This window comes from Yoonia sp. BS5-3, from assembly GCF_038069655.2.
GTDB lineage: Bacteria > Pseudomonadota > Alphaproteobacteria > Rhodobacterales > Rhodobacteraceae > Yoonia > Yoonia phaeophyticola.
Map to the genome: position 1 here is coordinate 1,790,774 of NZ_CP150951.2, position 22,810 is coordinate 1,813,583.

Annotated in this window: 22 protein-coding genes; 10 read left to right on the plus strand and 12 right to left on the minus strand. The window is 55.8% G+C overall.

From position 1 onward, the window contains the following. The first annotated feature begins 170 nt into the window (after positions 1 to 170). Positions 171 to 854, plus strand: coding sequence for a GntR family transcriptional regulator (locus tag AABB29_RS09025; protein WP_341367237.1), 684 nt, complete (start codon positions 171 to 173; stop codon positions 852 to 854). 2 nt (positions 855 to 856) lie between these two features. Here the strand turns inward: AABB29_RS09025 and AABB29_RS09030 are convergent, their stop codons facing one another. Further along, on the minus strand, positions 857 to 2,224 hold the full coding sequence (locus AABB29_RS09030; protein ID WP_341367236.1) for an MATE family efflux transporter: 1,368 nt from the start codon (positions 2,222 to 2,224) through the stop codon (positions 857 to 859). Positions 2,225 to 2,312: 88 nt separating this feature from the next. Next, positions 2,313 to 3,074 (minus strand): hypothetical protein, encoded by a 762-nt coding sequence (locus tag AABB29_RS09035; RefSeq protein ID WP_341367235.1) that lies wholly within the window; start codon positions 3,072 to 3,074, stop codon positions 2,313 to 2,315. A gap of 62 nt (positions 3,075 to 3,136) precedes the next feature. Between AABB29_RS09035 and AABB29_RS09040 the strand changes: the two genes are divergently transcribed. Together AABB29_RS09040 and AABB29_RS09045 are read left to right on the plus strand one after the other, a co-directional pair. Next, the gene (locus AABB29_RS09040) at positions 3,137 to 3,799 is read left to right on the plus strand and encodes an SDR family NAD(P)-dependent oxidoreductase (RefSeq protein ID WP_341367234.1); all 663 of its coding nucleotides are present in this window, start codon (positions 3,137 to 3,139) and stop codon (positions 3,797 to 3,799) included. Then, the gene (locus AABB29_RS09045; protein WP_373636887.1) at positions 3,796 to 5,310 is read left to right on the plus strand and encodes a cryptochrome/photolyase family protein; all 1,515 of its coding nucleotides are present in this window, start codon (positions 3,796 to 3,798) and stop codon (positions 5,308 to 5,310) included. Before AABB29_RS09040 ends, AABB29_RS09045 begins: the two co-directional genes overlap by 4 nt. An 82-nt stretch (positions 5,311 to 5,392) precedes the next feature. Here AABB29_RS09045 and AABB29_RS09050 read toward each other — a convergent pair whose 3' ends face one another. Continuing rightward, entirely contained in the window at positions 5,393 to 6,802 is a 1,410-nt protein-coding gene (locus AABB29_RS09050) for a 2-isopropylmalate synthase (protein ID WP_341367233.1), read from the minus strand. Between the two features lie 153 nt (positions 6,803 to 6,955). Here AABB29_RS09050 and AABB29_RS09055 point away from each other — a divergent pair, with 153 nt between their 5' ends. From AABB29_RS09055 to AABB29_RS09065, 3 genes are read left to right on the plus strand one after another with little or no spacing between them, the layout of a single operon-like run. After that, positions 6,956 to 8,623: an NAD+ synthase gene (locus AABB29_RS09055; RefSeq protein WP_341367232.1), complete on the plus strand. Its 1,668-nt coding sequence runs from the start codon at positions 6,956 to 6,958 to the stop codon at positions 8,621 to 8,623. A gap of 35 nt (positions 8,624 to 8,658) precedes the next feature. Beyond that, positions 8,659 to 9,195, plus strand: a complete 537-nt coding sequence (locus tag AABB29_RS09060) for a hypothetical protein (RefSeq protein ID WP_341367231.1) — start codon at positions 8,659 to 8,661, stop codon at positions 9,193 to 9,195. A 17-nt stretch (positions 9,196 to 9,212) separates the two neighbouring features. After that, the gene (locus tag AABB29_RS09065; protein ID WP_341367230.1) at positions 9,213 to 9,641 is read left to right on the plus strand and encodes a DUF1801 domain-containing protein; all 429 of its coding nucleotides are present in this window, start codon (positions 9,213 to 9,215) and stop codon (positions 9,639 to 9,641) included. Positions 9,642 to 9,679: 38 nt separating this feature from the next. Here AABB29_RS09065 and AABB29_RS09070 read toward each other — a convergent pair whose 3' ends face one another. Continuing rightward, complete coding sequence (locus tag AABB29_RS09070) at positions 9,680 to 10,588, minus strand: MBL fold metallo-hydrolase (protein ID WP_341367229.1); 909 nt, start codon at positions 10,586 to 10,588, stop codon at positions 9,680 to 9,682. A gap of 190 nt (positions 10,589 to 10,778) precedes the next feature. Between AABB29_RS09070 and gltX the strand changes: the two genes are divergently transcribed. Next, on the plus strand, positions 10,779 to 12,098 hold the full coding sequence (gltX, locus tag AABB29_RS09075; RefSeq protein WP_373636888.1) for a glutamate--tRNA ligase: 1,320 nt from the start codon (positions 10,779 to 10,781) through the stop codon (positions 12,096 to 12,098). On the opposite strand, the gene AABB29_RS09080 is transcribed toward gltX, so the two are convergent. From AABB29_RS09080 to AABB29_RS09090, 3 genes are read right to left on the minus strand one after another with little or no spacing between them, the layout of a single operon-like run. Continuing rightward, a complete protein-coding gene (locus tag AABB29_RS09080; protein ID WP_341367228.1) occupies positions 12,095 to 12,631 on the minus strand; it encodes a gamma-glutamylcyclotransferase family protein in 537 nt (178 codons plus the stop codon). The two genes, gltX and AABB29_RS09080, sit on opposite strands and share 4 nt — an antisense overlap. Continuing rightward, on the minus strand, positions 12,628 to 15,144 hold the full coding sequence (locus tag AABB29_RS09085) for an FtsX-like permease family protein (protein WP_341367227.1): 2,517 nt from the start codon (positions 15,142 to 15,144) through the stop codon (positions 12,628 to 12,630). The genes AABB29_RS09080 and AABB29_RS09085 overlap by 4 nt, the downstream gene beginning before the upstream one ends. Further along, on the minus strand, positions 15,141 to 15,833 hold the full coding sequence (locus AABB29_RS09090) for an ABC transporter ATP-binding protein (protein ID WP_341367226.1): 693 nt from the start codon (positions 15,831 to 15,833) through the stop codon (positions 15,141 to 15,143). The genes AABB29_RS09085 and AABB29_RS09090 overlap by 4 nt, the downstream gene beginning before the upstream one ends. Here AABB29_RS09090 and AABB29_RS09095 point away from each other — a divergent pair. Genes AABB29_RS09095 through AABB29_RS09105 form a run of 3 tightly spaced genes read left to right on the plus strand, consistent with a single transcriptional unit; the run spans position 15,832 to position 17,342 of the window. Beyond that, a complete protein-coding gene (locus AABB29_RS09095) occupies positions 15,832 to 16,515 on the plus strand; it encodes an arylesterase (protein WP_373636913.1) in 684 nt (227 codons plus the stop codon). The two genes, AABB29_RS09090 and AABB29_RS09095, sit on opposite strands and share 2 nt — an antisense overlap. Positions 16,516 to 16,536: 21 nt before the next feature. Beyond that, the gene (locus AABB29_RS09100; RefSeq protein WP_341367224.1) at positions 16,537 to 17,100 is read left to right on the plus strand and encodes an SOS response-associated peptidase; all 564 of its coding nucleotides are present in this window, start codon (positions 16,537 to 16,539) and stop codon (positions 17,098 to 17,100) included. A 38-nt stretch (positions 17,101 to 17,138) separates the two neighbouring features. Then, entirely contained in the window at positions 17,139 to 17,342 is a 204-nt protein-coding gene (locus AABB29_RS09105; protein ID WP_341367223.1) for a dodecin family protein, read from the plus strand. Between the two features lie 75 nt (positions 17,343 to 17,417). Here the strand turns inward: AABB29_RS09105 and AABB29_RS09110 are convergent, their stop codons facing one another. The 5 genes from AABB29_RS09110 to AABB29_RS09130 all read right to left on the minus strand — a co-directional run bounded on the left by AABB29_RS09110 (position 17,418) and on the right by AABB29_RS09130 (position 22,748). Continuing rightward, positions 17,418 to 17,627: a cold-shock protein gene (locus AABB29_RS09110; protein WP_341367222.1), complete on the minus strand. Its 210-nt coding sequence runs from the start codon at positions 17,625 to 17,627 to the stop codon at positions 17,418 to 17,420. A gap of 238 nt (positions 17,628 to 17,865) precedes the next feature. Then, positions 17,866 to 18,072 (minus strand): cold-shock protein, encoded by a 207-nt coding sequence (locus AABB29_RS09115; protein ID WP_341367221.1) that lies wholly within the window; start codon positions 18,070 to 18,072, stop codon positions 17,866 to 17,868. Positions 18,073 to 18,334: 262 nt separating this feature from the next. Continuing rightward, positions 18,335 to 19,990 (minus strand): energy-dependent translational throttle protein EttA, encoded by a 1,656-nt coding sequence (ettA, locus tag AABB29_RS09120; protein ID WP_341367220.1) that lies wholly within the window; start codon positions 19,988 to 19,990, stop codon positions 18,335 to 18,337. A gap of 91 nt (positions 19,991 to 20,081) precedes the next feature. Further along, complete coding sequence (locus AABB29_RS09125) at positions 20,082 to 21,005, minus strand: type IV pili methyl-accepting chemotaxis transducer N-terminal domain-containing protein (protein ID WP_341367219.1); 924 nt, start codon at positions 21,003 to 21,005, stop codon at positions 20,082 to 20,084. A 288-nt stretch (positions 21,006 to 21,293) separates the two neighbouring features. After that, positions 21,294 to 22,748, minus strand: a complete 1,455-nt coding sequence (locus AABB29_RS09130) for a type IV pili methyl-accepting chemotaxis transducer N-terminal domain-containing protein (protein ID WP_341367218.1) — start codon at positions 22,746 to 22,748, stop codon at positions 21,294 to 21,296. Positions 22,749 to 22,810: the final 62 nt, after the last annotated feature.

Sequence of the window (22,810 nt, forward strand, 5' to 3'; positions counted from 1 at the left end):
CGCGGACATTCACACGGTAAAGGTTGCAGTGTCTGCTATGTCGAAATCCCATGACGTGCATTATTGCTGCGGCAATGCCGCAAAGCGGGGTGATGTGCCGTTGTTGCCCGTCAAAAACTGGAATTTTTCAGTAAGAGCGACTATTTACCCGCAACTACGGAGAAGAAGACATGCCTAACATGACCCAGACGCGGGACCGTCGTACAAGCGTGGATGTTGTATTTGACCACCTGTATGATGAAATCTCATCGTTGAAATTATTGCCTGGCGACAAGATTTCAGAGGCGGATATTGCCGCGCAATTTGGTGTGTCGCGTCAGCCGGTCCGCGATGCGTTCAGCCGCCTTGAAAACCTTGATCTTCTGCTGATCCGCCCGCAACGCGCGACCGAGGTAAAACGCTTTTCATCCCGCGAAATCACCAAATCCCGCTTTGTGCGGGCCGCTGTCGAATCTGAGGTCCTGCGCCGCGCCGCCAAAGAATGCGACCCGATCGGTGCCGCCCAATTGGATGCCGCGCTCACGCTGCAAGCTGCGACAGTGGCTGCTGGCGACTATGATAAATTCGGCGCGCAGGACTATGCATTTCACCAGACCCTTTGTGAGATTGCCAAGGCAGAATTTGCCTTTGAGGTGATCCAACAGGAAAAAGCGCGTGTTGATCGTCTGTGTGTTTTGAGCCTGTCAAAAGAAAACCGCATGACCCAATTGTTGAAAGATCATGAAACGATTGCGGCACGTGTGAAAGAGCATGATGCAGAGGGTGCTGTCGCCGCCGGTATGCAGCATTTGTCGCGTTTGGATGACACAATCACGGCGATCTCAAACGCTAACGAGGATTATTTCGACCCTTAGGATCAGTCGTCAAGCACCTGTGAATTTTTCCAATCCCCTTTGAGAAGGCGCAGATGGAAGGGCGGAAATTTGAACAGCTCTTCCACAAGCACGAGCGCAAAAACCCAAGCGACGTGCAGGTCAAGATAGAGAACGAAAAACGCGGTCAACGGGACTTTGCACAGCCATTGCCCGGCGATGAAGATGTTCATGACCCGGACTGTGTCACCCGATGCCCGCAAGGTCTGCCCGCAAATCGCGTTTGATCCTTTGGGAAAGGGCAGGATCAGCAGGATCGGTAGAAACGTGAACAACGCGGCAACCGTTTCAGGCTGCAGATTGTCATAAATCCGCTCTGACATCAGGCAGATCGCCAGATAGGACAGTGCGACTAATCCGGCTGCCACAAACGCCCCGCGCCATGCCCGCGATAAGAACGCATCCAGTGCAGGCTCTGCTGTGCCTTTTCCCAAAAGCTGCGCCATGGCGATCCCCGTGGCTTGCGCCCAGGCCATACCAAAGGTTCCCGCCGTTTGTACCCAGGGCAGGATCAACGCCAGCGCCGCAAACTCAAAGACGCTCATCTTGGCATAGATCAACATGCAGACTTGGTTGCCGAAGGTCACGCTAATGAAGGTGCCTGCAATGGGCACTGAAAAGACCCAATGGCGGCGCAGTGCCGCGCCAAATGTCGGCTTTGACCAGCCGGTGGCCTGCAGAGTATGCCGATCCGTGCGCCAAAACCGAGCGGCCAGAAAAATCATCCGCGTTGCCGAGGCCGCCGCGCTGCCCCATGCCGCACCGACCAGTCCAAGCTCTGGGAAACCATAAAGCCCGTAGATCAGCGCGATGCTGAGCCCAATATTGATCGGGACGGCGATGAGGAAACCAAAAAAGGTGATTTTGGTGCGACCGCAGCCATTGAAGTGCCCTTCAAAGCATTGCGCAACGGCCTCAAACAATACGACCAACAAAAACACATATAGATATGACGTCCCCTGGGCTGCGATTTCCGGGGTGTGCGCGAATGTGTCGATGATCTGCGATCCGAAAAACAGCACTAGCATGATGCCGATCGCGGTGGCGGCCACATTGATCAGCAATCCACATAGAAAGCTGGTTTTCAGGGCCGTCGGCCCTGTCGCACCAAAAGCCTGCGCGATGCGGATTTGCGTTGCATTCGAAAACGCCAGCAGGACGCCCAGCAGCAGCCCAGCCACCGCGCCAGCAAGGCCCATAGCCGCCAATGCGGGTTCACCCAAGGGCGAGACAAGGTAGAAATCGATGACAATGATGCCGTGCAGCATCACGGCTTTCAGACCAAGCGGCCAAGCTAAACCAAACAACCCCCAGGATGTTGGCGTATCATGTTCATGATCGGTTTTTTGCACGGTCTCGGTCTGAGATTGACAGGTTGCTCGAAGCTCTGACACCTAGAAGCTGCAACCGCCGGGTGCAATGCTGTAAGTTAACCCGAGGTCAAAACATCAGGCAATCCGGTCCGGGTGGCAATGGCTCTGCCCCGGCTGGCAGTGTGGCTTGATAGTCAAATGAGGCAATCGAGGCGCCGCCGTCAAACGCAATGAATACTTGGTTAGAACCCGGACGGATTGCGATGCCCTCTGGGTCTTGGCCGTAAGGCAGCAGGGATGTCGTCCCGAGCAATACGCCTTCTGCATCGAATTCATACAGCGAATTGGTGCCCTCCCAATCATCCACGATGAGCAGATGGCCTGTACGCGGGTCGCGCGCGATGCCTTGCGCCTCGGTCAGCGGCGGGTTGAGATCGCGCGTATTGATTTGCCGTTGAACGGTGCCGTCAGGATTGATCCACGTCATGCGTTCGGGATCATCTTCGACCATGATAATCGTGCCGTCATCATCAATGGTCAGACCTTCGGTATCGGCAAAGCCGACGCCAGATTGAAAAGGTCCCGCGAGAGGTTCACCATTTTTGGTGACCCGCTGAAAGCCGCCAAACCCGTCAGCAACCAGCAGGTTATTTCCTTCCAGTGTCACGGCCTTGATCCGGCTCAGGTCGCTGCCAAATCGGCGTAGTTCGCCCCCTTGCAGATTTACCAGAATGATCTCTGGTCCTTCATTGGCGATCCACAAACCGCAAAATGCAGGATCATAATCCAGACTGGCCGGCCGGTTGAGATCATAGCTTGTTTGATAGGTCAGTTCGAGCGCGGCAGCAGGTGCCCCAATCAATCCCAGGAATATGATGGCCAGTCGCATTGTCATCCTCCTTGTTCATTTCAAACGTGGCGCTAACTGAGACAAAGTCAAAGGAGAATTGCATGCGTGCTTTGGTGATCGGCGCAACTGGCGGGATCGGTTCAGCGATCTGTAACGTGCTGGAGCAGGACAAGTGGAACGTCACGACGTTGTCGCGGTCTGTCGATGGTTTCGACGTTGGTAATGCTGCATCTGTTGATCGTTCGTTAGATTTGCTGACCGAACCGTTCGATTTAATCTTTGTCGCCTTGGGCATTCTGGCGCCTCTGTGGGGGGCGCCTGAAAAGAACCTTGCCGGGATCAAGGCCGATGACATGGCCCGCGTGCTGTCCGTCAATACGATTGGCCCTGCACTGATCTTGCGGCACGCGGCGCGTTTGCTGCCACGGGATCGACCTTGTGCCATCGGTATCTTGTCGGCGCGCGTCGGGTCGATCGGCGACAATAGCTTGGGTGGGTGGCACTCTTATCGGGCCTCAAAGGCGGCGCTGAACCAGATTATCCGTGGTGCCGCAATTGAATTGTCGCGCACGCATGCGCAATCGGTCTGCGCGGCCTTGCATCCCGGAACAGTCGAGACGTCCTTTACTGCCAATTACGCGGGCAGGCACCCCATGGTGCCACCGCAGGACGCGGCCAGAAACCTGTTATCCGTTCTGCATGATCTGACCCCCGCACAGTCTGGCGGCTTTTATGACTATGCCGGGCAGGAAATCGCCTGGTGAGGTTGGTGTTGGTCCTTGGTGATCAATTGTCACCAAACCTGTCGGCGTTGCGCAAGACAGACAAAGCCAAGGACATGATCGTGATGGCCGAGGTCATGGCAGAGGCGTCCTATGTGCCGCATCACCCCAAAAAGATCGCGTTTTGCCTGACAGCCATGCGCAAGTTTGCAGATCAACTGCGCCAAGACGGCTGGCAGGTTGCCTATTCGCGTTTGGACGACCCGGATAATACCGGATCAATTACGGGTGAATTGATCCGGCGCGCAGCGGAAACGAACGCCAAAGGCGTTGTTTACACCGAACCGGGCGAGTGGCGTTTGATCAACGCTTTGGCAGATATGCCTTTGCGATCCCATTGTTTGCCAGATGACCGCTTTATCGCCTCACATGCTGAGTTTGATGATTGGGCCAAAGACCGCAAACAGTTGCGGATGGAGTATTTCTACCGCGATATGCGCCGCAAGACCGGTTTGCTGATGGACGGCGACAAACCGGAAGGGGGCAAATGGAACTATGACCATGACAACCGCAAACCAGCGCCTGATCAAATCAACTACGCTGGCCCCTTGCGATTTCCCTCTGATAACGATGTCCTGGACTTGGTCGAAGCCCGCTTTGCCCAGAACTTTGGCGATCTACGCCCCTTCTGGTTCGCCACAGATGCGGCGCAGGCCCAAGAACAACTGACCCATTGGCTTGATGGCGGACTACCGGAATTCGGCGATTTCCAAGACGCCATGCTGAATGATCACCAGTTTCTTTTTCATTCGCTTATCAGCTTTTATCTGAATGCGGGTCTTCTTGATCCGTTGGATGTCTGCAAACAGGCCGAAGCTGCCTATCGCGCGGGACATGCGCCACTGAATGCGGTTGAAGGGTTCATTCGCCAAATCATCGGGTGGCGCGAATATGTCAGAGGCATCTATTTCCGCGAAGGGCCTGATTATACCCGGCGCAATGCGCTGGACCATGATCGGTCGTTGCCTGCGATGTATTGGGGCGGTGAGACCCGTATGAACTGCATGGCTAAATCCGTCGGGCAAACACAGTCTGAGGCCTATGCCCATCATATTCAGCGCCTGATGGTGACGGGCAATTTCGCGCTTTTGGCTGGAATAGATCCGGGCGAAGTGCACGCGTGGTATCTGGCCGTTTACGCAGATGCTTATGAATGGGTTGAAGCGCCGAATGTCATCGGGATGAGCCAATATGCCGATGATGGGATCATCGCATCCAAGCCTTACATCTCATCCGGTAACTACATTCACAAAATGTCGGATTACTGCGGGTCCTGCGATTACCGCGTGCAGGATAAAACAGGGCCCGATGCGTGTCCGTTTAACCTGCTATACTGGCATTTTTTGGATCGTCATCGCGACCGATTTACCGGCAACCCCAGAATGGGAAATATGTATCGGGTTTGGGATCGGATGGATGAGGCCCGCCGCACGCGTGTTCTTTCCGAAGCTGGCAAATGGCTAGCGCGGCTGGACGCAGGCGAGGTCGTTTAGAGCGCGTGCTGCAACATCACGATGGTTCAAAAGCAAAACGGTCCCGAAAAGGGACCGCTTTTAGACAAAATCTTCAATCAGACTAGTCGTCAGCCGTTTCCGAAACCAATGCCCCATCTGACCAGATGCCGGTGCTTTCCTGACCGGTCGCATAGCGCATGGTACCGTTGCCTTCACGGCGGCCGCGTACGAATGCGCCCTCATAGACATCGCCATTTGCGTATGTCGCGACACCCTCGCCGCTGATTTCACCATCCTGCCAAGATCCGACATAGCTGAAACCGTCGGGCAATGTGATTTCGCCTGCGCCATTACGCTGGCCGTTCAGGAATTCACCCACATAAAGTGTTCCGTCTGCATATGTTGCGCGGCCAAGGCCGTTGCGCTGGCCATCGGCCCACTGACCTTCGTAGACGTAGCCATCTGCATAAGTCATCTTACCCTGGCCATGGTTCTTGGCGTTCAGAAACTCGCCTTCATAAACAAGACCGTTGACATAAGTTGCCACGCCGGTTCCGTTGATGACGCCTAGCTCCCACTCGCCTTCGTAGCTCGAGCCATCGGGATAAGTGATCTTGCCGGTCCCATCGGCCAAATCGGCAGAGAATGTGCCCACATAGACTGACCCGTCTGGATAGGTCACTTCACCGCTGCCATCGATCTGCCCAGCGACCCAATCGCCGACATAGACATAACCATCGGTGCCGCGGAATGTTCCGGTCCCTTCACGGCGGTCATTGACGAAACTGCCCTCATAGGTGTCGCCATTCGCATAAGTTACGGTTCCGGTGCCTTCGCGGCGTCCTGCAATCAAATCGCCTTCGTAAACATCACCATTAGGTTGGGTCAATGTGCCAACGCCTTGGATTTGGCCGTCAACCCATGCGCCGCTGTAAACCAGACCATCCGCCATTGTCAGTGTGCCGGTGCCATCACGTTCGCCTGCTTTCAGGGTGCCTTCGTAGATAGCGCCGTCAGGATAGGTGATTGTCCCTTCGCCCTCTTTCGTACCGTTGATCCACTCACCTGCGTAGACATAGCCACCAGGGCTGGTCATGGTGCCGACACCGTGATGCATGGCATTGCGGAATTCGCCTTCGTAGACGACGCCGTTGGCATATTCGGCAATGCCTTGTCCGGTGATGTTGCCGTCAACCCATTCGCCTTCGAACGTGCCGCCATCGGCAAATGTGATTCGTCCCTGACCTTCCGGTTTGCCGGCGACAAACTCACCTTCGTAAACCGAACCATTTGGGAATTTTGCTGTGCCCTGACCGCGAATCTCGCCCTCGACCCATTCGCCAATGTACTCATATCCGTTGGGAAGACGGTAGGTGCCGGTGCCGTCCTGAAGACCATTGACGAAAGTGCCTTCATAGACACCGCCATCATCATATTGTTTGGTTTGGACCGTTTGCGCGTGGGCGCTTGTTGCAAGTCCTGCCGAAACAAGGGCAATCGCCACACCTTTTGATAATCCAAACGTCTTCATCTTCTTCTCCATCTCTTCCCACCAGTCAGCAGCTTAAGTGAGGTCTTAAAACCTGACAACTGTCAACGGCCATATTCGGTTGTTATCTGACGCAAGCGCCTTTTCCCCGCCCGGCAATCTGATACATGCATTACAAGGCATTGGGACAAAACTATGACAAAATCTTTTCGAATTACCATGGCGCAATTAAATCCAACCGTGGGAGACATCGTTGGAAATGCGGCTTTGGCGCGCGCTGCATGGGCCGAGGGCAAATCGGCGGATGCAGATCTGGTCGCATTGCCTGAAATGTTCCTGGTTGGCTATCAAACCCAAGACCTGGTGATGCGCCCTGCCTTCGTGGCAGACGCACAAGATGCGCTGGTTAAATTGGCCGAGGACTGTGCCGATGGACCTGCCCTGACAATCGGCTGCCCGGTCATTGAAGAGGGGCGTCTTTACAACGCCTACTACACGCTGCGCGGCGGAAAAATCGCAGCCCGGATGCGCAAACATTTCCTGCCCAATTTCAATGTATTTGATGAGGTGCGCCTGTTCAAAAGTGCCGATATCGCCGGGCCCTTTACATTGGGCGATGGCCCCCGGATCGGTTGCCCGATTTGTGAGGATGCCTGGTATCCTGATGTCTGCGAAGCGATGGTCGAAAGCGGTGCTGAAATCCTGGTCGTACCAAACGGATCCCCTTATTTTCGGGGCAAATTTCCTATTCGCATGAACACAATGGTTGGCCGGGTTGTCGAAAATCAAGTGCCTCTGGTCTACTTAAATCTTGTTGGTGGACAGGATGATCAGATGTTTGATGGGGGCTCATTTGTCCTGAACCGCGGGGGAAAATTAGCACTGCAAATGCCCGTATTTGAAAGCGGCTATGCGCATGTTGATTTTGACCTCACCGACAAAGGTTGGGTCGCCCGCGAAGGTGACAAGGCCACGCTGCCCGATGACCTTGCTCAGGACTATCGTGTGATGGTCGAAGCACTGCGCGACTACATGCGTAAAACCGGTTTTGGAAAGGTCCTGCTGGGCCTGTCCGGGGGGATCGATAGTGCCATCGTTGCCGCCATTGCAGTGGACGCATTAGGCGCAGAAAATGTGCGCTGCGTGATGCTGCCATCTGAGTATACAAGCCAAGGATCATTGGACGATGCGGCGGCAGCGGCGACGGCGCTGGGCTGCAAATATGACACGATCAGCATTGCCGGACCGCGCGCAGCAGTAACCGAGGCGTTGGCCCCAATGTTTGAAGGGCTTGAGGCCGATTTGACCGAGGAAAACATACAGTCCCGCATTCGGGGGCTGTTGTTGATGGCGCGGTCGAACAAGTTCGGCGAAATGTTGCTTACGACGGGGAATAAATCCGAGGTCGCGGTGGGCTATGCCACAATCTATGGCGATATGGCGGGTGGATATAACCCGATTAAGGACATGTATAAGACTCGGGTCTTTGCAGCGGCGCGTTGGCGCAATGCCAACCACGCGCCCTGGATGAAAGGCTCGGCGGGTGAGGTGATCCCGGTTGCAATTATCGACAAGCCGCCTTCGGCTGAACTGCGCCCGGATCAAAAAGACGAAGACAGTCTGCCACCCTATGACGTGCTTGATGGCATCCTCGAAATGCTTGTCGATCAGGATGCCTCGGTCGCTGACTGCGTTGCAGCGGGTTATGATCGGACGACGGTAAAACGGGTCGAGCATCTGATTTATATAAGTGAATACAAGCGGTTCCAATCCGCCCCGGGGCCGCGCCTTTCCAATCGGGCGTTCTGGCTGGATCGTCGCTATCCGATCGTCAACCGCTGGCGTGACAACAGCGGGGGGTAGTTGGTTTTGGGGATGCAGCCAGTGGGATTATGTCGATGAGCTGGCGCGATACCTATATCAAGCAATCCTTTCGCACACGTCGCGCCGCAGGCGGTTTGTTGGTTTTTATTGCATTGCCCATCACATTGATCTGGCTGCGCTTTGGCCTTCCGTTGGCGTGGGAATTTGACGATCTTCTCTTCGTGCTTGGCGGCCCGGGGCTGCTACTGACTGGCCTTTGGGCGGCATTTCCGCAGGCAAGTCCACAGATCCGCATGATCATCGGTGACGAGATCGTGAAAATATACGTCGGTCAAGCTGAGCATATTGTGAAGCTGTGTGATCTACAGCAGATCACAAAAACCCGCCCCCTGACGTCAAAGTCGGACAGGCTGGCATTTGAAACAGCCGATGGGTCTGTTGTTTTCGACGTGATCCAACTGACCCATGAGGCAGATGACATCCTGAATCTGATATCAATACGCCTGGAAGGGCAGGGGCGTCATCTACATCAGGTGCGCACGGACGTTTTGGGGGCGCCCAGTGGCATTTGGACGGTCGCGCAGGGCAACCCTTTTGAGCGTGACGCCTGATGTGCTAATCTGATCTTATGGCTGACAATAAAACGAAACCAACAGAGCAGAGCGTGGCGGATTTTATTGCCGGGGTCGAACACGCGACCCGGCGGGCAGATGCCGAGGTTTTGGAGGCGATGTTCCGCAAAATCACAGGATGGCAGCCGCGCATGTGGGGCCCCACACTGATCGGCTACGGGTCCTATCACTACACCTATGATAGCGGACGCAGTGGTGACATGCTGGCAACTGGCTTTAGCCCCCGAAAGGCAAACTTGGTGTTGTATATCATGCCGGGATATCAGGATTTCGGTGAAATGATGGACCGGCTTGGCAAGCACAAGTTGGGTAAATCATGCCTTTACATCAACAAATTGGCTGACGTGGATTTAGACGTTTTGGAAGAGATCATTCGCGCCGGGCTAAAAGATCTCGGTAAACGCTGGCCCGTTACGCCAAGTTAGAAGAGGGCCGCCCAAATGGATCGGGCGGCCCGGTAGCATCAGATTAGCTGATAGCTATGCGGGATATAGCGGAAGCCATCGTCGCGTGTTTCGACAAATCCCAAACCCGGGAACGGCATGTGATAACCGATCAATGGCACTCTGTCAGCTGCGGCCATATCCAAGACACGGCGACGGGTTGCAGCGGCCGCTGCCTTGTCCATGTCAAAGCGGACTTCCCAATCAGGATAACCCAGTGACCAGATATAGTGGTTTGCGGCATCGGCCATCAGGAACAACTGCTTGCCGCCGCTTTCCAGCATGTAGCCCATGTGCCCGGGCGTGTGCCCGAATGTGGGAACTGCGGTGATCCCAGAACGCACAGCGTCGCCTTCGCCAATGAACGCGAATTTCTCGGCCAGAGGGCGGACCTTGGCTTCGAAATTGTCGTTTTCGGCACCGGCCCAGTGGTCAAATTCAACCTGGCCAGTGACATAGGCGGCATTGGTAAAGGTTTCAGCACCATTTTCGTCGCTGAGCCCACCGATATGGTCACCATGCATGTGTGTGATGACAACATGGCTAACATCTTCGGGCGTGTAACCTGCGGCGCCAAGCGCAGCGGTGGTTCCGGCAGGGTTCAGGCCAGTATCAAACAGGATCACCTCAGAGCCGGTATTCACAACCGTTGGGGTGAAAAAGAACTGTGCCACATCGTCAGGGATGAAGTTTGCTTCACTCACGTCTGAGAAAGTTTCGGCATCGACATTCATGCCGAAGATGCTTTGCGGGTCTTCAACGCTGCGGCTGCCGACAAGCAATGTGGTGACTTTGAACTCACCCAAGGTGAAATCGCGATGTGTGGGCAGGGCGGCTGCATGGCCGTCGGCCTGCGCAAAAGTCGGTAAAGTTGCGGCCATGGGCAGGGTCGCCCCTGACAATAGCGCTTGGCGACGCGTAAGTTTCATATGCGATAACCTTTCTATGGCGTAGTAAAGTTGGGTATCGCGAAGGTAGAGCGATCTGCGGGCAAGACAATATCGATGGAATGCAAAATATCGTGATCCTATCGATTTATTGCGTCTGCGCCATTCCAAAGCGCCGCACATGGACAAATATCATCAGTCGTGACAAAGCGTGTCCTGACAGGAGATTTCTATGACAACGACTCGTTTTGCCCCCTCCCCAACTGGCTGGTTGCATATCGGCAATCTGCGTGCTGCGCTATTCAACTATGCGATAGCACGACAGCAAGGCGGGACATTCATTCTGCGGATTGATGACACCGATGCCGAACGGTCGAAGGATGAATATATCCAAGGGATCAAAGACGATCTGACATGGCTTGGCCTGACGTGGGACCGGGTTGAGCATCAATCAGCCCGTATGGACCGTTATCTGGAGGCCAAGCAGCGCCTGATCGATATGGGCCGCTTGTATGAGTGTTTTGAGACGCCAACCGAATTGGATCTTAAACGCAAGAAGCAGCTTAATATGGGCAAACCGCCGGTCTATGATCGCGCCGCATTGAACCTTTCTGAAGCTGAAAAAGACAGCCTGCGGGCCGAGCGTGGTTCGCATTGGCGTTTCAAACTCGACCATGCGCGGATCACTTGGGAAGATGGGATTATTGGCGAGATTTCGATTGATGCGGCATCGGTCAGTGATCCGGTTCTGTTCAAGAATGACGGTCAAATCCTTTATACGCTGGCATCCGTTGTAGATGATACCGAAATGGGGATCACCGATGTTGTGCGCGGTTCGGACCATGTAACCAACACTGCAACGCAAATTCAGATGATTGAGGCGCTTGGCGGCGCTGTTCCGCGTTTCGCGCATCACTCGCTGCTCACTGGCCCACAGGGCGAGGCGTTGTCAAAACGTCTTGGCACGCTCGCCCTGCGCGACTTGCGCAAAGACGGGATCGCCCCGCAGGCAATCCTGTCGCTGATGGCGCGGCTGGGGTCGTCAGATCCGGTTGAGCTGCGCGCCCATATTGATGAGGTCGTCGCAGGTTTTGACATCAGCAAATTTGGCTCTGCCCCAACGAAATTCGACGCCGCGGATCTTGGCCCGCTGACAGCCCGCCATTTGGCAACGCTGGATGCCGGTGAAGTGTCAGACACGCTGACGGCGGCAGGTGTGCCAGAAGATCTGGCTGCGCCTTTTTGGAATGTCGTGCGTGACAATATCCGATCGCTTGATGATGTGGCTGGTTGGTGGGCCTTGTTCCGGGACGGGCCGACACCTTTGATCGCCGCGGAAGACGCCGATTTTATCGCGCAGGCTTTTGATCTATTACCCCAACTGCCCTACGGGCCAGATACCTGGGGCGCGTGGACAAGTGCCGTAAAAGAGGCCACGGGCCGCAAAGGCAAGGGCCTGTTCATGCCGCTGCGCAAAGCGATCACCGGGCGCGAACGTGGTCCGGAAATGGCTGATGTGATGGCGCTGTTTCAGGTCAGGCCAACGCTTTAGGTCAACCCACATTGGTTGAGATAGTGATCGACCAGGGCCGTTTCATCCGTCGAAAGCGTCTGATGCCGGGGGTATTGCGGCGCGGCGCGGTCGTCTGAAATCGGCTGCCAGTCATGTGTCGTCTCAAAAAAATGGGCAACACCGTCCTCACCAAAGACATGTAGATAGCCTTGGATGACCACATCCAGATAGCTACGCAAGATAGGTTGTTCCGGTTGGGTGGCCAAGTGCGTGGGTGCAACTTGGTAGACCGCTGTAGGCCGATCATGCGCTGTTTGATTTGTGACATCGCGGCGTTGATAGGCGGCTTCACGGGCATCCAACGCGGCCCAATCGCTGCCTGGGACATGCGCGATGATGCCCCTGATTGTCGTCTCGGTGCAGGGCTCTACCGACAAAAAAGCGACCTCGCGCAACCGTGTTGTTCGCCAGACCCGTCGCCAGCCCTTTAATGTGGCTGGCACCGGATTCGCGTAATCATGGGTCGCCAGATTGACGAGGCTGCCATAGCCGAAAAATGCGGGATCTGTCATTCGCGGGCCCGAAGTACGCGGGCTGGTTTCGCTGCAAGCGGCCGCCAGGCAAAGGCCAAGCCGGCGCCAAGCGTGGCCACCACCCCGCCGCCGATAATCAAAAGCGCGTTGGCCCAAATGATGCTGTAATCCGTTTCCATGATAAACGTCGATACGGCCCATCCCCCCAAAATGCCCGCGCCAAGCGCCACGATCCCGGCGGCAAAACCAAGCAGGGCGGCGCGCAGGGCGAAGCTGATCATGATGCTTTTGCGGGACGCGCCAAGTGTCTTAAGCACAGCTGCCTCATAGATGCGCATCCGCTCACCCGCAGCAGCTGCCCCAATCAAGACCAAGAACCCGGTCACCAAAGTGATCAGCGCGCCATAGCGGGTCGCGGCCGCGATACCCCCAACCAGTTCGATGACCTGATCAATCGCGTCTCTGATCCGAATGGCGGTAATGTTGGGGTAGGCGCTTGCAAGGTCGCGCAGAATTTGCGCCTCGGCCTGGGGTTCAGCGTAGACCGTGGAAATCCAGCTATGCGGCGCGCCCGAAAGGGCAGATTGGTTCATCGCAAGGACAAATCCGATCCCCGCGTCCTCCCAACTAACATTTCGAAAGCTGGTCACTTCACCAGTGATATCGCGGCCCAGAATATTGACGGTCATAGTGTCGCCGATCTGCAGGCCGATTTCGCGGGCTTCTTCCTCGGCAAAACTGATCTGGGGCGGTCCGTCATAACCTTCGGGCCACCAGTTGCCTTCGGTGATTTCGGTATTGTCTGGTTGTGCGTCAGAATAGGTCACGCCCCGGTCGCCACGCACAACCCAATGACCAGGCGCGAATTCCTGGGCGGGCATGTCGTTGATCCGGGTGATGATCCCGCGCAGCATAGGTGCGCTATCTACCCGGCTGACCGCCGCATCGCCATCCAGCCTGTCGCGAAACCCATCGATCTGGTCCGGTTGGATATCAACAAAGAAGTAGCTTGGCGCGACGTCCGGCAAGTCTTCGGAAAAGGAACTACGCAAATTACCATCGATTTGACCAATCGCAGCCAAGACGGTCAGGCCAAGGCCAAGCGATAGGACAACAGACACAGCCTCGCCATTTCGGGCGCCAATCGCACCCAGGGCCAATCGTATCGAAGTGCGCCCGCGTGCGCGCGGGATCAGCCGCCGCGCGAACCAGCGGATCAGGCCAGCGGCCAAAATCAGGATGATCAGCGACCCTGCGATACCACCTGCTGTCCAAAGCGTCAGGAATGCGGTTCCAGAGAAGTAGATTGCGATGCCAACCAAGGCGGCCACAAGCAGAATAAGTGCGACCACAAAGCGCTTAGCAGGAAGCAGTTTTGTCGCCCCAAATGCATCACGAAATAAGGTCGCGGCCCGTATGTCCTCGGTTTTGGCCAGTGGCCACAAGGTAAAGATCAGGGCGGTCAGTAGCCCGTATATGGCAGCTTCAATCAATGGCGCGGGATAGATCGCGAAGACCGCCGGAATGGGCAGGCGCGCTTCGATAATAGGACCAAACAAAAAAGGCAAAGCGCTGCCCAGGATCAGGCCGATAGCGACGCCCAACAGTGTCAATGCGCCGATTTGCAAGAAATAGGTCAGAAATATCGTGCGGCGGGTCGCGCCCAGTGTCTTTAGTGTGGCGATCACACTTGTTTTGCTTGCCAGATAGGCCCGCACAGCTGCCGACACGCCGACGCCGCCAACAGCAAGACCCGAAAGCCCAACCAGAATAAGGAAGGCACCGATACGTTCAACAAACCGGGCGACACCGCCTGCGCCGCGCCTGCTGTCGCGCCAACGCAAACCGCTATCGCGAAACTGCCCCTCGGCCGTGTCTTCAAGCGCTTGCAGATCAGCGCCGTCGGGTAAATCTAGCCGATAGTTCGTGGAAAACAGGGTTCCTTCGGTGATCAAACCTGACGTTGCAAGTGCTTCGGTCAGGACGATGATGCGGGGGCCAAGGCCAAAGCCGCCAGCGGCGTTGTCGGGGTAACGGTCAAGGATGGCGCGCAGGGTGAATGCTTGGTCGCCTAGCCGGAATGTATCGCCAACCTCCAAGGCGAGACGGTCGGCCAAAACCCGTTCCATCACCCCGCCGTAATCAGCAAGTGCGTCCTCTAAAGGTATTTCAGGAACCAGCTGGACTTGCCCCACCAATGGATAGGCGCTGTCCACAGCGCGGACTTGCGCCAATCCACGCTCGGTCTGTGCGTCACGCGTCACAACGGCCATGGATCGAAAATCGACGGTTTCTGAAACCTCTTCGGCGATTGATTGCATCCACGCCAGCTCATCCGCGCGGGCAAAGCGGTAGGTGAATTCGACCTCAGCATCGCCGCCAAGCAGGGCAGCGCCGTCGCGTTTAAGGCCAGCCTCAATCCCGGCGCGGACAGTGCCAACGGCTGCGATTGCGGCAACGCCAAGGGCAAGGCAGGCAAGAAAAACCCGAAAACCGCGCAAGCCCCCGCGCAATTCACGGGCGGCAAAACGGGACGCGACGGACAGGCTCATTCGGCGGCCTTTGACATCGCTTCGTCGATCCGGCCATCGCGCAATCGCACCACGCGATCACAGCGACTGGCCAGTTCGTTGGCATGGGTGACCATGATCAATGTGGCGCCATGCCGGTCGCGCAAGTCAAATAATAGATCGATAATCGCAGCGCCATTTGCTTCATCCAGATTGCCCGTTGGCTCATCAGCAAGCAGCAAACGGGGGCGCGGGGCCGAGGCGCGGGCAAGTGCCACGCGCTGTTGCTCCCCGCCGGACATTTGATTGGGATAATGATTGATCCGTTCGGCAAGACCGACGGCGTTCAACTCGGCCTCTGCCCGGTCAAAAGCATCACGTTGACCGGCCAGCTCAAGCGGGGTTGCGACGTTTTCCAATGCTGTCATTGTCGGTATGAGGTGGAAAGACTGAAACACGACCCCCATATTGTCCCTGCGAAAGAGGGCAAGCTGGTCTTCATTCATCGCGGTTAGATCCTGGCCGAGTGCCGTGATCTTGCCTGATGTTGCCTGTTCCAGCCCGCCCATCAGCATAAGGAGTGATGATTTGCCCGACCCACTTGGCCCCACGAGCCCCAATGTTTCGCCAGATGTCACCGTAAGCGAAATGTCATGTAAGATATCGACCTGTCCGGCGTTGCCATCAAGTGACAGGCAGGTATCGGTCATTGAGAGTATCGGATCAGGCATTCAGCACACTTTCGGTCTGGGTCTGACTTTTGCATATGGTGCGGGTGGTACATTGCGCAACCTCACTAGCGCGCTTTTGATAACAACCGGTTTCGCCCAGGCTGAAACGGTCACGATAGCGGCGCTGGGTGACAGTCTGACTGCAGGCTATGGTCTGCCGCAAGGGGACGGGTTTGTTCCTCAATTGCAGGCCTGGCTGGATGCGCAAGGGGCTGATGTGGAAATTCGCAACGCCGGCGTGTCGGGCGATACAACTGCCGGTGGGCTCAGCCGTGTCGATTGGACCCTAACCCCGGATGTTGATGCGATGATCGTGTCCTTGGGCGGCAATGATTATCTGCGCGGGATTGACCCTGCAGTGAGCCAGCAAAACCTGGATGGCATTCTCAGCGCGGGTGTCGCGGCTGATGTGGACATGCTGCTTGTCGGGTTGACGGTTGGTGCGAATTACGGGCTTGATTACAAATCGCAGTTCGAAGGGATGTACACAGAGCTGGCCGAAAAACATGACGTGCCGCTTTACCCTGATTATGCAATCGGGTTACGGGCTGCGGCTGGCATGCAGGACGGTATGATGGAATTTATGCAGGCAGATGGGCTACATCCCAACAAAGACGGGGTGGCGCTGATCGTGGCAGCGATTGGGCCGACGATCCTCGATCTTGTGGCAACAGCGCAATAGATCATGCCGGGCCGGTTCTTTTTGACCCGACCGATTATGGGTATCGCAGACCCGCCACGCCGGAATATTGCCCCAGGCGAACAGGTCATCACGCTCACTATGAAGGGCGCGGAACATATGCGATGGGGCATGATTCCGGTGGGGCGGGTGAACGCACGGGGGCGCCCGGTCATGGAAACTATCGTGAATGCCCGGTCTGAAACAGTCTTTGACAAATCGGCTTTCGCAGACGTCAAACGGGCAATTGTCCCTGTTGAAGGATGGTATGAATGGACCGGCGAAAAGCGGCGCAAGCAACCGTGGCGGATTTCGCGAAAAGACCGAGAGCTGCTTTACTTTGCGGCGATCTATGACGTCTGGGACGGACCGGGCGGCGTGCAGGTTCCGCAGGTCGCGACAATCACTTGTGCCCCGTCTGCCGATGTCCGTGAAATCCATCACCGCATGGGGGTGATCTTGGATGAGGATCAGTTGGATCCGTGGTTATCTGCGGATGACGAGAAAGCCAAAGCCCTGATGCAACCCTATCCCGATGGCAGGTTATCTGTCGAAAAAGCGGATGATGTGGACTGGAACGCACCATGACGCTAGACTTTCAACCCTAACAAGAATGGGAGAATATTATGTCAGTCGCTAAGGTCACAGAGATTATCGCATCATCATCCAAGTCTTTTGATGATGCCGTCGAAAACGGAATCAAAAAAGCCTCTAAGACGCTCAAAGGGATCACTGGCGCGTGGGTCGCTGATCAAAAGGTGACCGTGAAGGACGGCAAGATTGACGAATATCGCGTGGTCATGAAAGTCACCTTTGTCTTGCATGACTAAAGAGTGCGGGCAGACGATGCCCCAAAACAAAAGGGCGCCTGGTTTGGCGCCCTTCTTGCGTGATATACTGCGCCTTTAGTCGGCCAGTGTAAGGTTCACCGCAGCTTCGCGGCCATCACGGCCTGCTTCGATGTCAAAATTGACTTTCTGGTCATCTCTGAGGCCGGTCAAACCTGACCGCTCAACCGCTGAGATATGGACAAAAACGTCCTTTGAACCACCATCCGGTGCAATAAATCCGTAACCTTTGGTGGTGTTGAACCACTTGACAGTGCCTGAAGCCATGTCCTTGTCTTCCTTATATTTTCCGCTCGCGGGAGTGCAGCGGTCCGGCGCGGTCAAACTTCAATCGAAGGACTGGGCCGTAAGAGCAGACAGTGGTCGATAGAATAACGTCGCGTCTTAATCATGCCATAAAATGCGGCATATTGGAAGACAGTCATCAAATATTGAACTTATTGGCGGCGATACGCCAACAAAAAGGGCGCGCAACAGATTGCGCGCCGCTGGTATTCTGGGCGGGTTACGCCAGCGCGAGGTTCACAGCAGACTCGCGGCCATCGCGGCCAGCTTCGATATCAAATGTGACCTTTTGATCGTCTTGAAGGCCTGTCAGGCCCGAACGCTCAACGGCAGAAATATGGACGAAAACGTCCTTTGCGCCGCCATCAGGTGCGATAAAGCCATAACCCTTGGTTGTGTTGAACCATTTCACGGTGCCAGTTGCCATCGTGTTTTCCTTTGTATTTAGTGCCGCCCGCTTGAGTGCGACGGCCCGGCTTCTGCAGTTCAAAATCGAAAGACTGCAGCCGAAAGGGAAGACAGTGGGTCGAGTTGTATAACATCCGCATACCGCACATGGGGTCTTACGGTTGAAAAAGCAAGAATTTTTCTAAAGAGCGGCGCTTCGTCAAACTTGGTGAGTGAAGTAAAAGTAGGACGGGTGACCCCGATATCGGTTTTCCCGCCCCTGAATTTTTGCGTCGGTTCTGTTAACGCACGAATTTCTTGTGCTTCATCCGTTTTGGTTCCAGTGCGTCTGCGCCGAGCCGTCGCTTTTTGTCTTCTTCATAGTCGGTGAAGGCCCCTTGGAACCACTCCACATGGGCATCGCCTTCAAAGGCAAGGATGTGCGTGCAGATTCGGTCCAGGAAGAACCGGTCGTGGCTGATGACCACGGCGCAGCCGGCGAAATCGACCAGAGCGTCTTCGAGCGCGCGCAGCGTTTCGACGTCCAGGTCGTTGGTCGGCTCGTCGAGGAGCAGCACGTTGCCCCCCGATTTGAGCAGTTTGGCCATATGCACCCGGTTACGTTCACCACCCGACAGCATGCCGAGTTTTTTCTGCTGATCGCCGCCTTTGAAGTTGAAGGCCGAGCAGTAGGCGCGCGAGTTCATTGAGGCGTCTCCAAGCTCGATGATCTCGGCCCCGCCGCTGATCTCCTCCCACACGGTGTTTTCCGCATCAAGCGCATCGCGGGACTGGTCCACATAGGCCAGTTTTACCGTGTCGCCGTAGCTGACGGTGCCTTCGTCTGGTTCGTTCTGACCCGTGAGCATGGAAAAGAGTGTGGATTTACCCGCCCCGTTGGGCCCTATCACCCCGACGATGCCGCCGGGGGGCAGATCGAAGCTGAGGTTTTCAATCAAGAGCTTGTCGCCCATCGCTTTTTTCAGCCCGTCGACCTCGATCACCTTGGACCCCAATCGCGGACCATTGGGGATGATGATCTGGGCGCGCCCGACCTTGTCGCGCTCGGACTGACCCGCCATTTCATTATAGGCGGCGATCCGGGCTTTGGATTTGGCCTGCCGCGCCTTGGCCCCTTGGCGCATCCATTCCAACTCGCGCGCGAGGGTGCGCTGTTTGGATTTGTCTTCTTTGGCTTCGCGTTCCAGCCGCTTGGCTTTGGCTTCCAGCCAGCTTGAATAGTTGCCTTCATGCGGGATGCCAGAGCCGCGGTCGAGTTCCAGGATCCAGCCGGTAATGGCATCCAGGAAGTAGCGATCGTGCGTGACGATCAGGCAGGTGCCTTTGTAGTCAATCAGGTGCTGCTGCAGCCAGGCGATGGTTTCGGCGTCGAGGTGGTTGGTCGGTTCATCAAGCAGCAGCATGTCAGGCGCTTCGAGCAGAAGCTTGCAGAGCGCGACGCGGCGCTTTTCCCCGCCGGAGAGCGTGTCGACATTTGCGTCATCAGGGGGGCAGCGCAGCGCCTCCATGCTGATGTCGATCTGCGCGTCGAGATCCCAGAGGTTCTGGCTGTCTATCTGATCCTGCAGCTGCGCCATCTCATCGGCGGTTTCTTCGGAATAGTTCATCGCCACTTCGTTGTAGCGGTCTAGGATCGCCTTTTTGTCCGCCACGCCCAGCATGACGTTTTCACGCACGCTGAGGTTTGGATCAAGCTCGGGCTCCTGTGGCAGGTATCCCACGCGCGCACCTTCCGCGGCCCAGGCCTCGCCCTGAAATTCCTTGTCTTGGCCCGCCATGATCCGCATCAGCGTGGATTTACCGGTGCCGTTGACCCCGACCACCCCGATCTTGACACCAGGCAGGAAGTTTAGCCGTATGTTTTCAAATACCTTTTTGCCGCCGGGATAGGTTTTGGACACGCCGTCCATGAAATAGACGAATTGATTGGCTGCCATTTAAGGACGCTCCGCTGTATTGAGGTTTGACCCTAAATAGCTGCCCCATTGCTGCGTGGCAATCGGTCTTAGATCGGACGCCCGATGCGTGCTAAAGACCGAGTTTGGATGCGACCGAATAAAGCCCGACAACGGTGTTCATATTGCCGGTCATGGTGTTGGCGCCATTGAACATGATGCTGCGTTGTTCAGCATCCAGGCTGTGCCCGGCCAACACCCGATCGACAATTGGTTTCAAAATGGCCCAATCGCTGATCACGACATCAAGACCTGCCGTGATCTCTTCATTTGGCGGAAGTTTGATCCCGGCCTCTGGCATGCCATAGCGCAACGCGTTGAGAGACGTATCAAACATTTGTGCGGTTGCATCCAGCTCGGCTAGGGCCGTTTCAACATTTAGTCCAGATGATATCAGGCAGACATTTTTGGACATGCGCTGGGTCAACATGCGTTGGCGTCCGGCAATATCGATGACCAGTGCATCAGCTTGAAGCAGCGCTGTAGGGTCCGAATATTGCGCGGAAATCTGGCTGACCATGAGCTTTGCCATGTCTAGTAGGGGCGCGCTTTGATCGGCGAATGTCGCAACCGTTTCTGGGCTGCCTTGATCGGCTAGGATCGTCGCACCAGAAGCGGCGGCAGGCCCCCAGAGTTCACGCAGCTTCGACAGGCCGACCAGCGTGCGGCGTCGTTCCTCGGGGCCGATGATGCCAAGATCGTTATTGCCGAATTCTAGGGCGTCGACGATCATTTGGAATTCTTCCTTGGCTGCGCCAAGCGCTGGGCCGCTGATATTGGGATCGATATCTGCCGCGTAATTACAACCCGCTGCCACGATACGTTGGCTGAGCATACGCAGCTTTCCCGAAAAATCGATGCGTTGGCTGGCGCCGGTATCTTCAATAAATTGCGGGGTGTTCGTGTCTGCGTGAACGGATGTCGCGCCAGCGGCAAGGCCTAGCAACACGGCGATGCAGGTTAGTTTTCGGGGAAATTGTCTGGGAAAGATATGCATAGGTACCTCGTTGTACTGCGCCAGCAAAAAGGTGCTGACAGTTAAACTGAAACTGGTGAACGGAGGGTCAGGTCGCCAAATACCGTGGCGACAAGACTGACAAGGGCCTTGGTTTCCTTTCTGACTGTCGTTGTATCGAACCGCCAAAACACGCGGCCGATTGATTGACCTAAGGGCAACATATCTTCAAAATTTGCACAAAAAAAGGCAAAATTACCCAAAAGCTGCCAACAGATCGCGCGATCCGTGTCCAAGCTGATGGTCTGCGCGTGTCTGAGTGGCCGCCGATTACATCAGGTTTTGCACATTGATCCCGAACGCGATTGCACCAATCACTTCGCCTGTCTGCGGATCTTCGATCGCCAAGGCGGCTTGGGATTGATAAAAGCCGGTGCTTTCGTGGAATTCGATTTCAGAGATATGAAGTGCGCCCGGCCCGGCCAGAAACGTCTCACGCCAGATCGGTTCATCGCCCTGCCAATAGTCTGCTGTCTCAACGCTTTGGGCGACATTCAGGCCCTTGTTATCCATAACCAAAACCTCCGTCACGAAACCGGCTGTCATCATCTGCTGATCGTTCAACCAGACCGACAACGGATGGCTTAGCAAAGCTTGGGTATCCGGGGTCTGTGTTTCCGGATCGCCAGATTGCCAAGCGGCATCAAGTGCCGTGATCTCGGCTTGGGTCAAATCGGCATGACGCGCGTTCTGGGCTTTGACGGCTTCGATCAGGGCTGGGTCGGCGGTCCATTCGGTCAGGGCAGTGCGGGCGAACGCCTCAAGCGGGACACGATAAACGCCCTCTCTGCCGGGCGATGCAATGAGATACAGTGTAATTGTATTATTCATCGCAACAGAAAGCTGATCAGCCAAAGCCGCGGCATTGATCACATCATCCGGGCTTGGCGTTTCGCCAGCCAGCGCGGCATCAAATAGCGTTCGGCCCTCTTGCCATTGTGTGTAGGTGCGCTCCAGACTGTCTTTGACGGCCTCATTTGGGGGCGCGTGAATGCCTGCATCTGGAAAACCGTCGCGCAACGCGACCAAAGTGCGCTCAAACAAATCGACGGTTTCGGCAAGCTCATCCAATGTTCTTTCATCGCCCGTCTGGGTGGTCATTTCGCACATGGCGCGGGACATCCGATAGGCGAGGGCACGTTGCCGCAATGCAAAGTTTAGGACCGTTGCGTCGCTTTGCAGCAATTCCTGCGGATTTGAGTATTGGCCCGATATGACAGAAGCCAGCAGCACGCTTTGATCAAAAAGGCCAGCGTAGCTATCGCTGATAACAGCGGCATCATCATCGGTGCCGTTGCCATTTGCCAGACGGTTGGCCGAGGCGGCAATGGGGGCCCATGCAATCACGGTGTTGAACAAAGCATCAACGGTCAATGCGCGTGTTTCGGGCGTTGGAATGCCCAAGGCGGGGTTTCCGTGTTCCAATGCGGTGATGATGACATTGAAGTCATTCATTGTCACAGCCAATTCATATCGCGCGGCTTCAGCATCGATTTGGCCATGGAACCGGCAACTGGCCGAGGCAATAGCCTCAGTCAAAGATCGCAAATTGTCGGAAAGGTTCACGCGGGCTTTGCCGCCATCATAAAGATCAGGATCGATCAGTTGGGCAAAAGAGGTGCTTGGTGTCGCGACAGCACCCAACATGCCAATACCGAGTAGCGCACCTGCAAAAAGTCGACGGCATGTCGTTTTCTTTGGGGTAGAGGGGCGACGTTCGATCATGGCGTGTTCCAATCCGTTGATTGCAACCGATTGCTATTACGCCATGATCGTCACGTCGACGA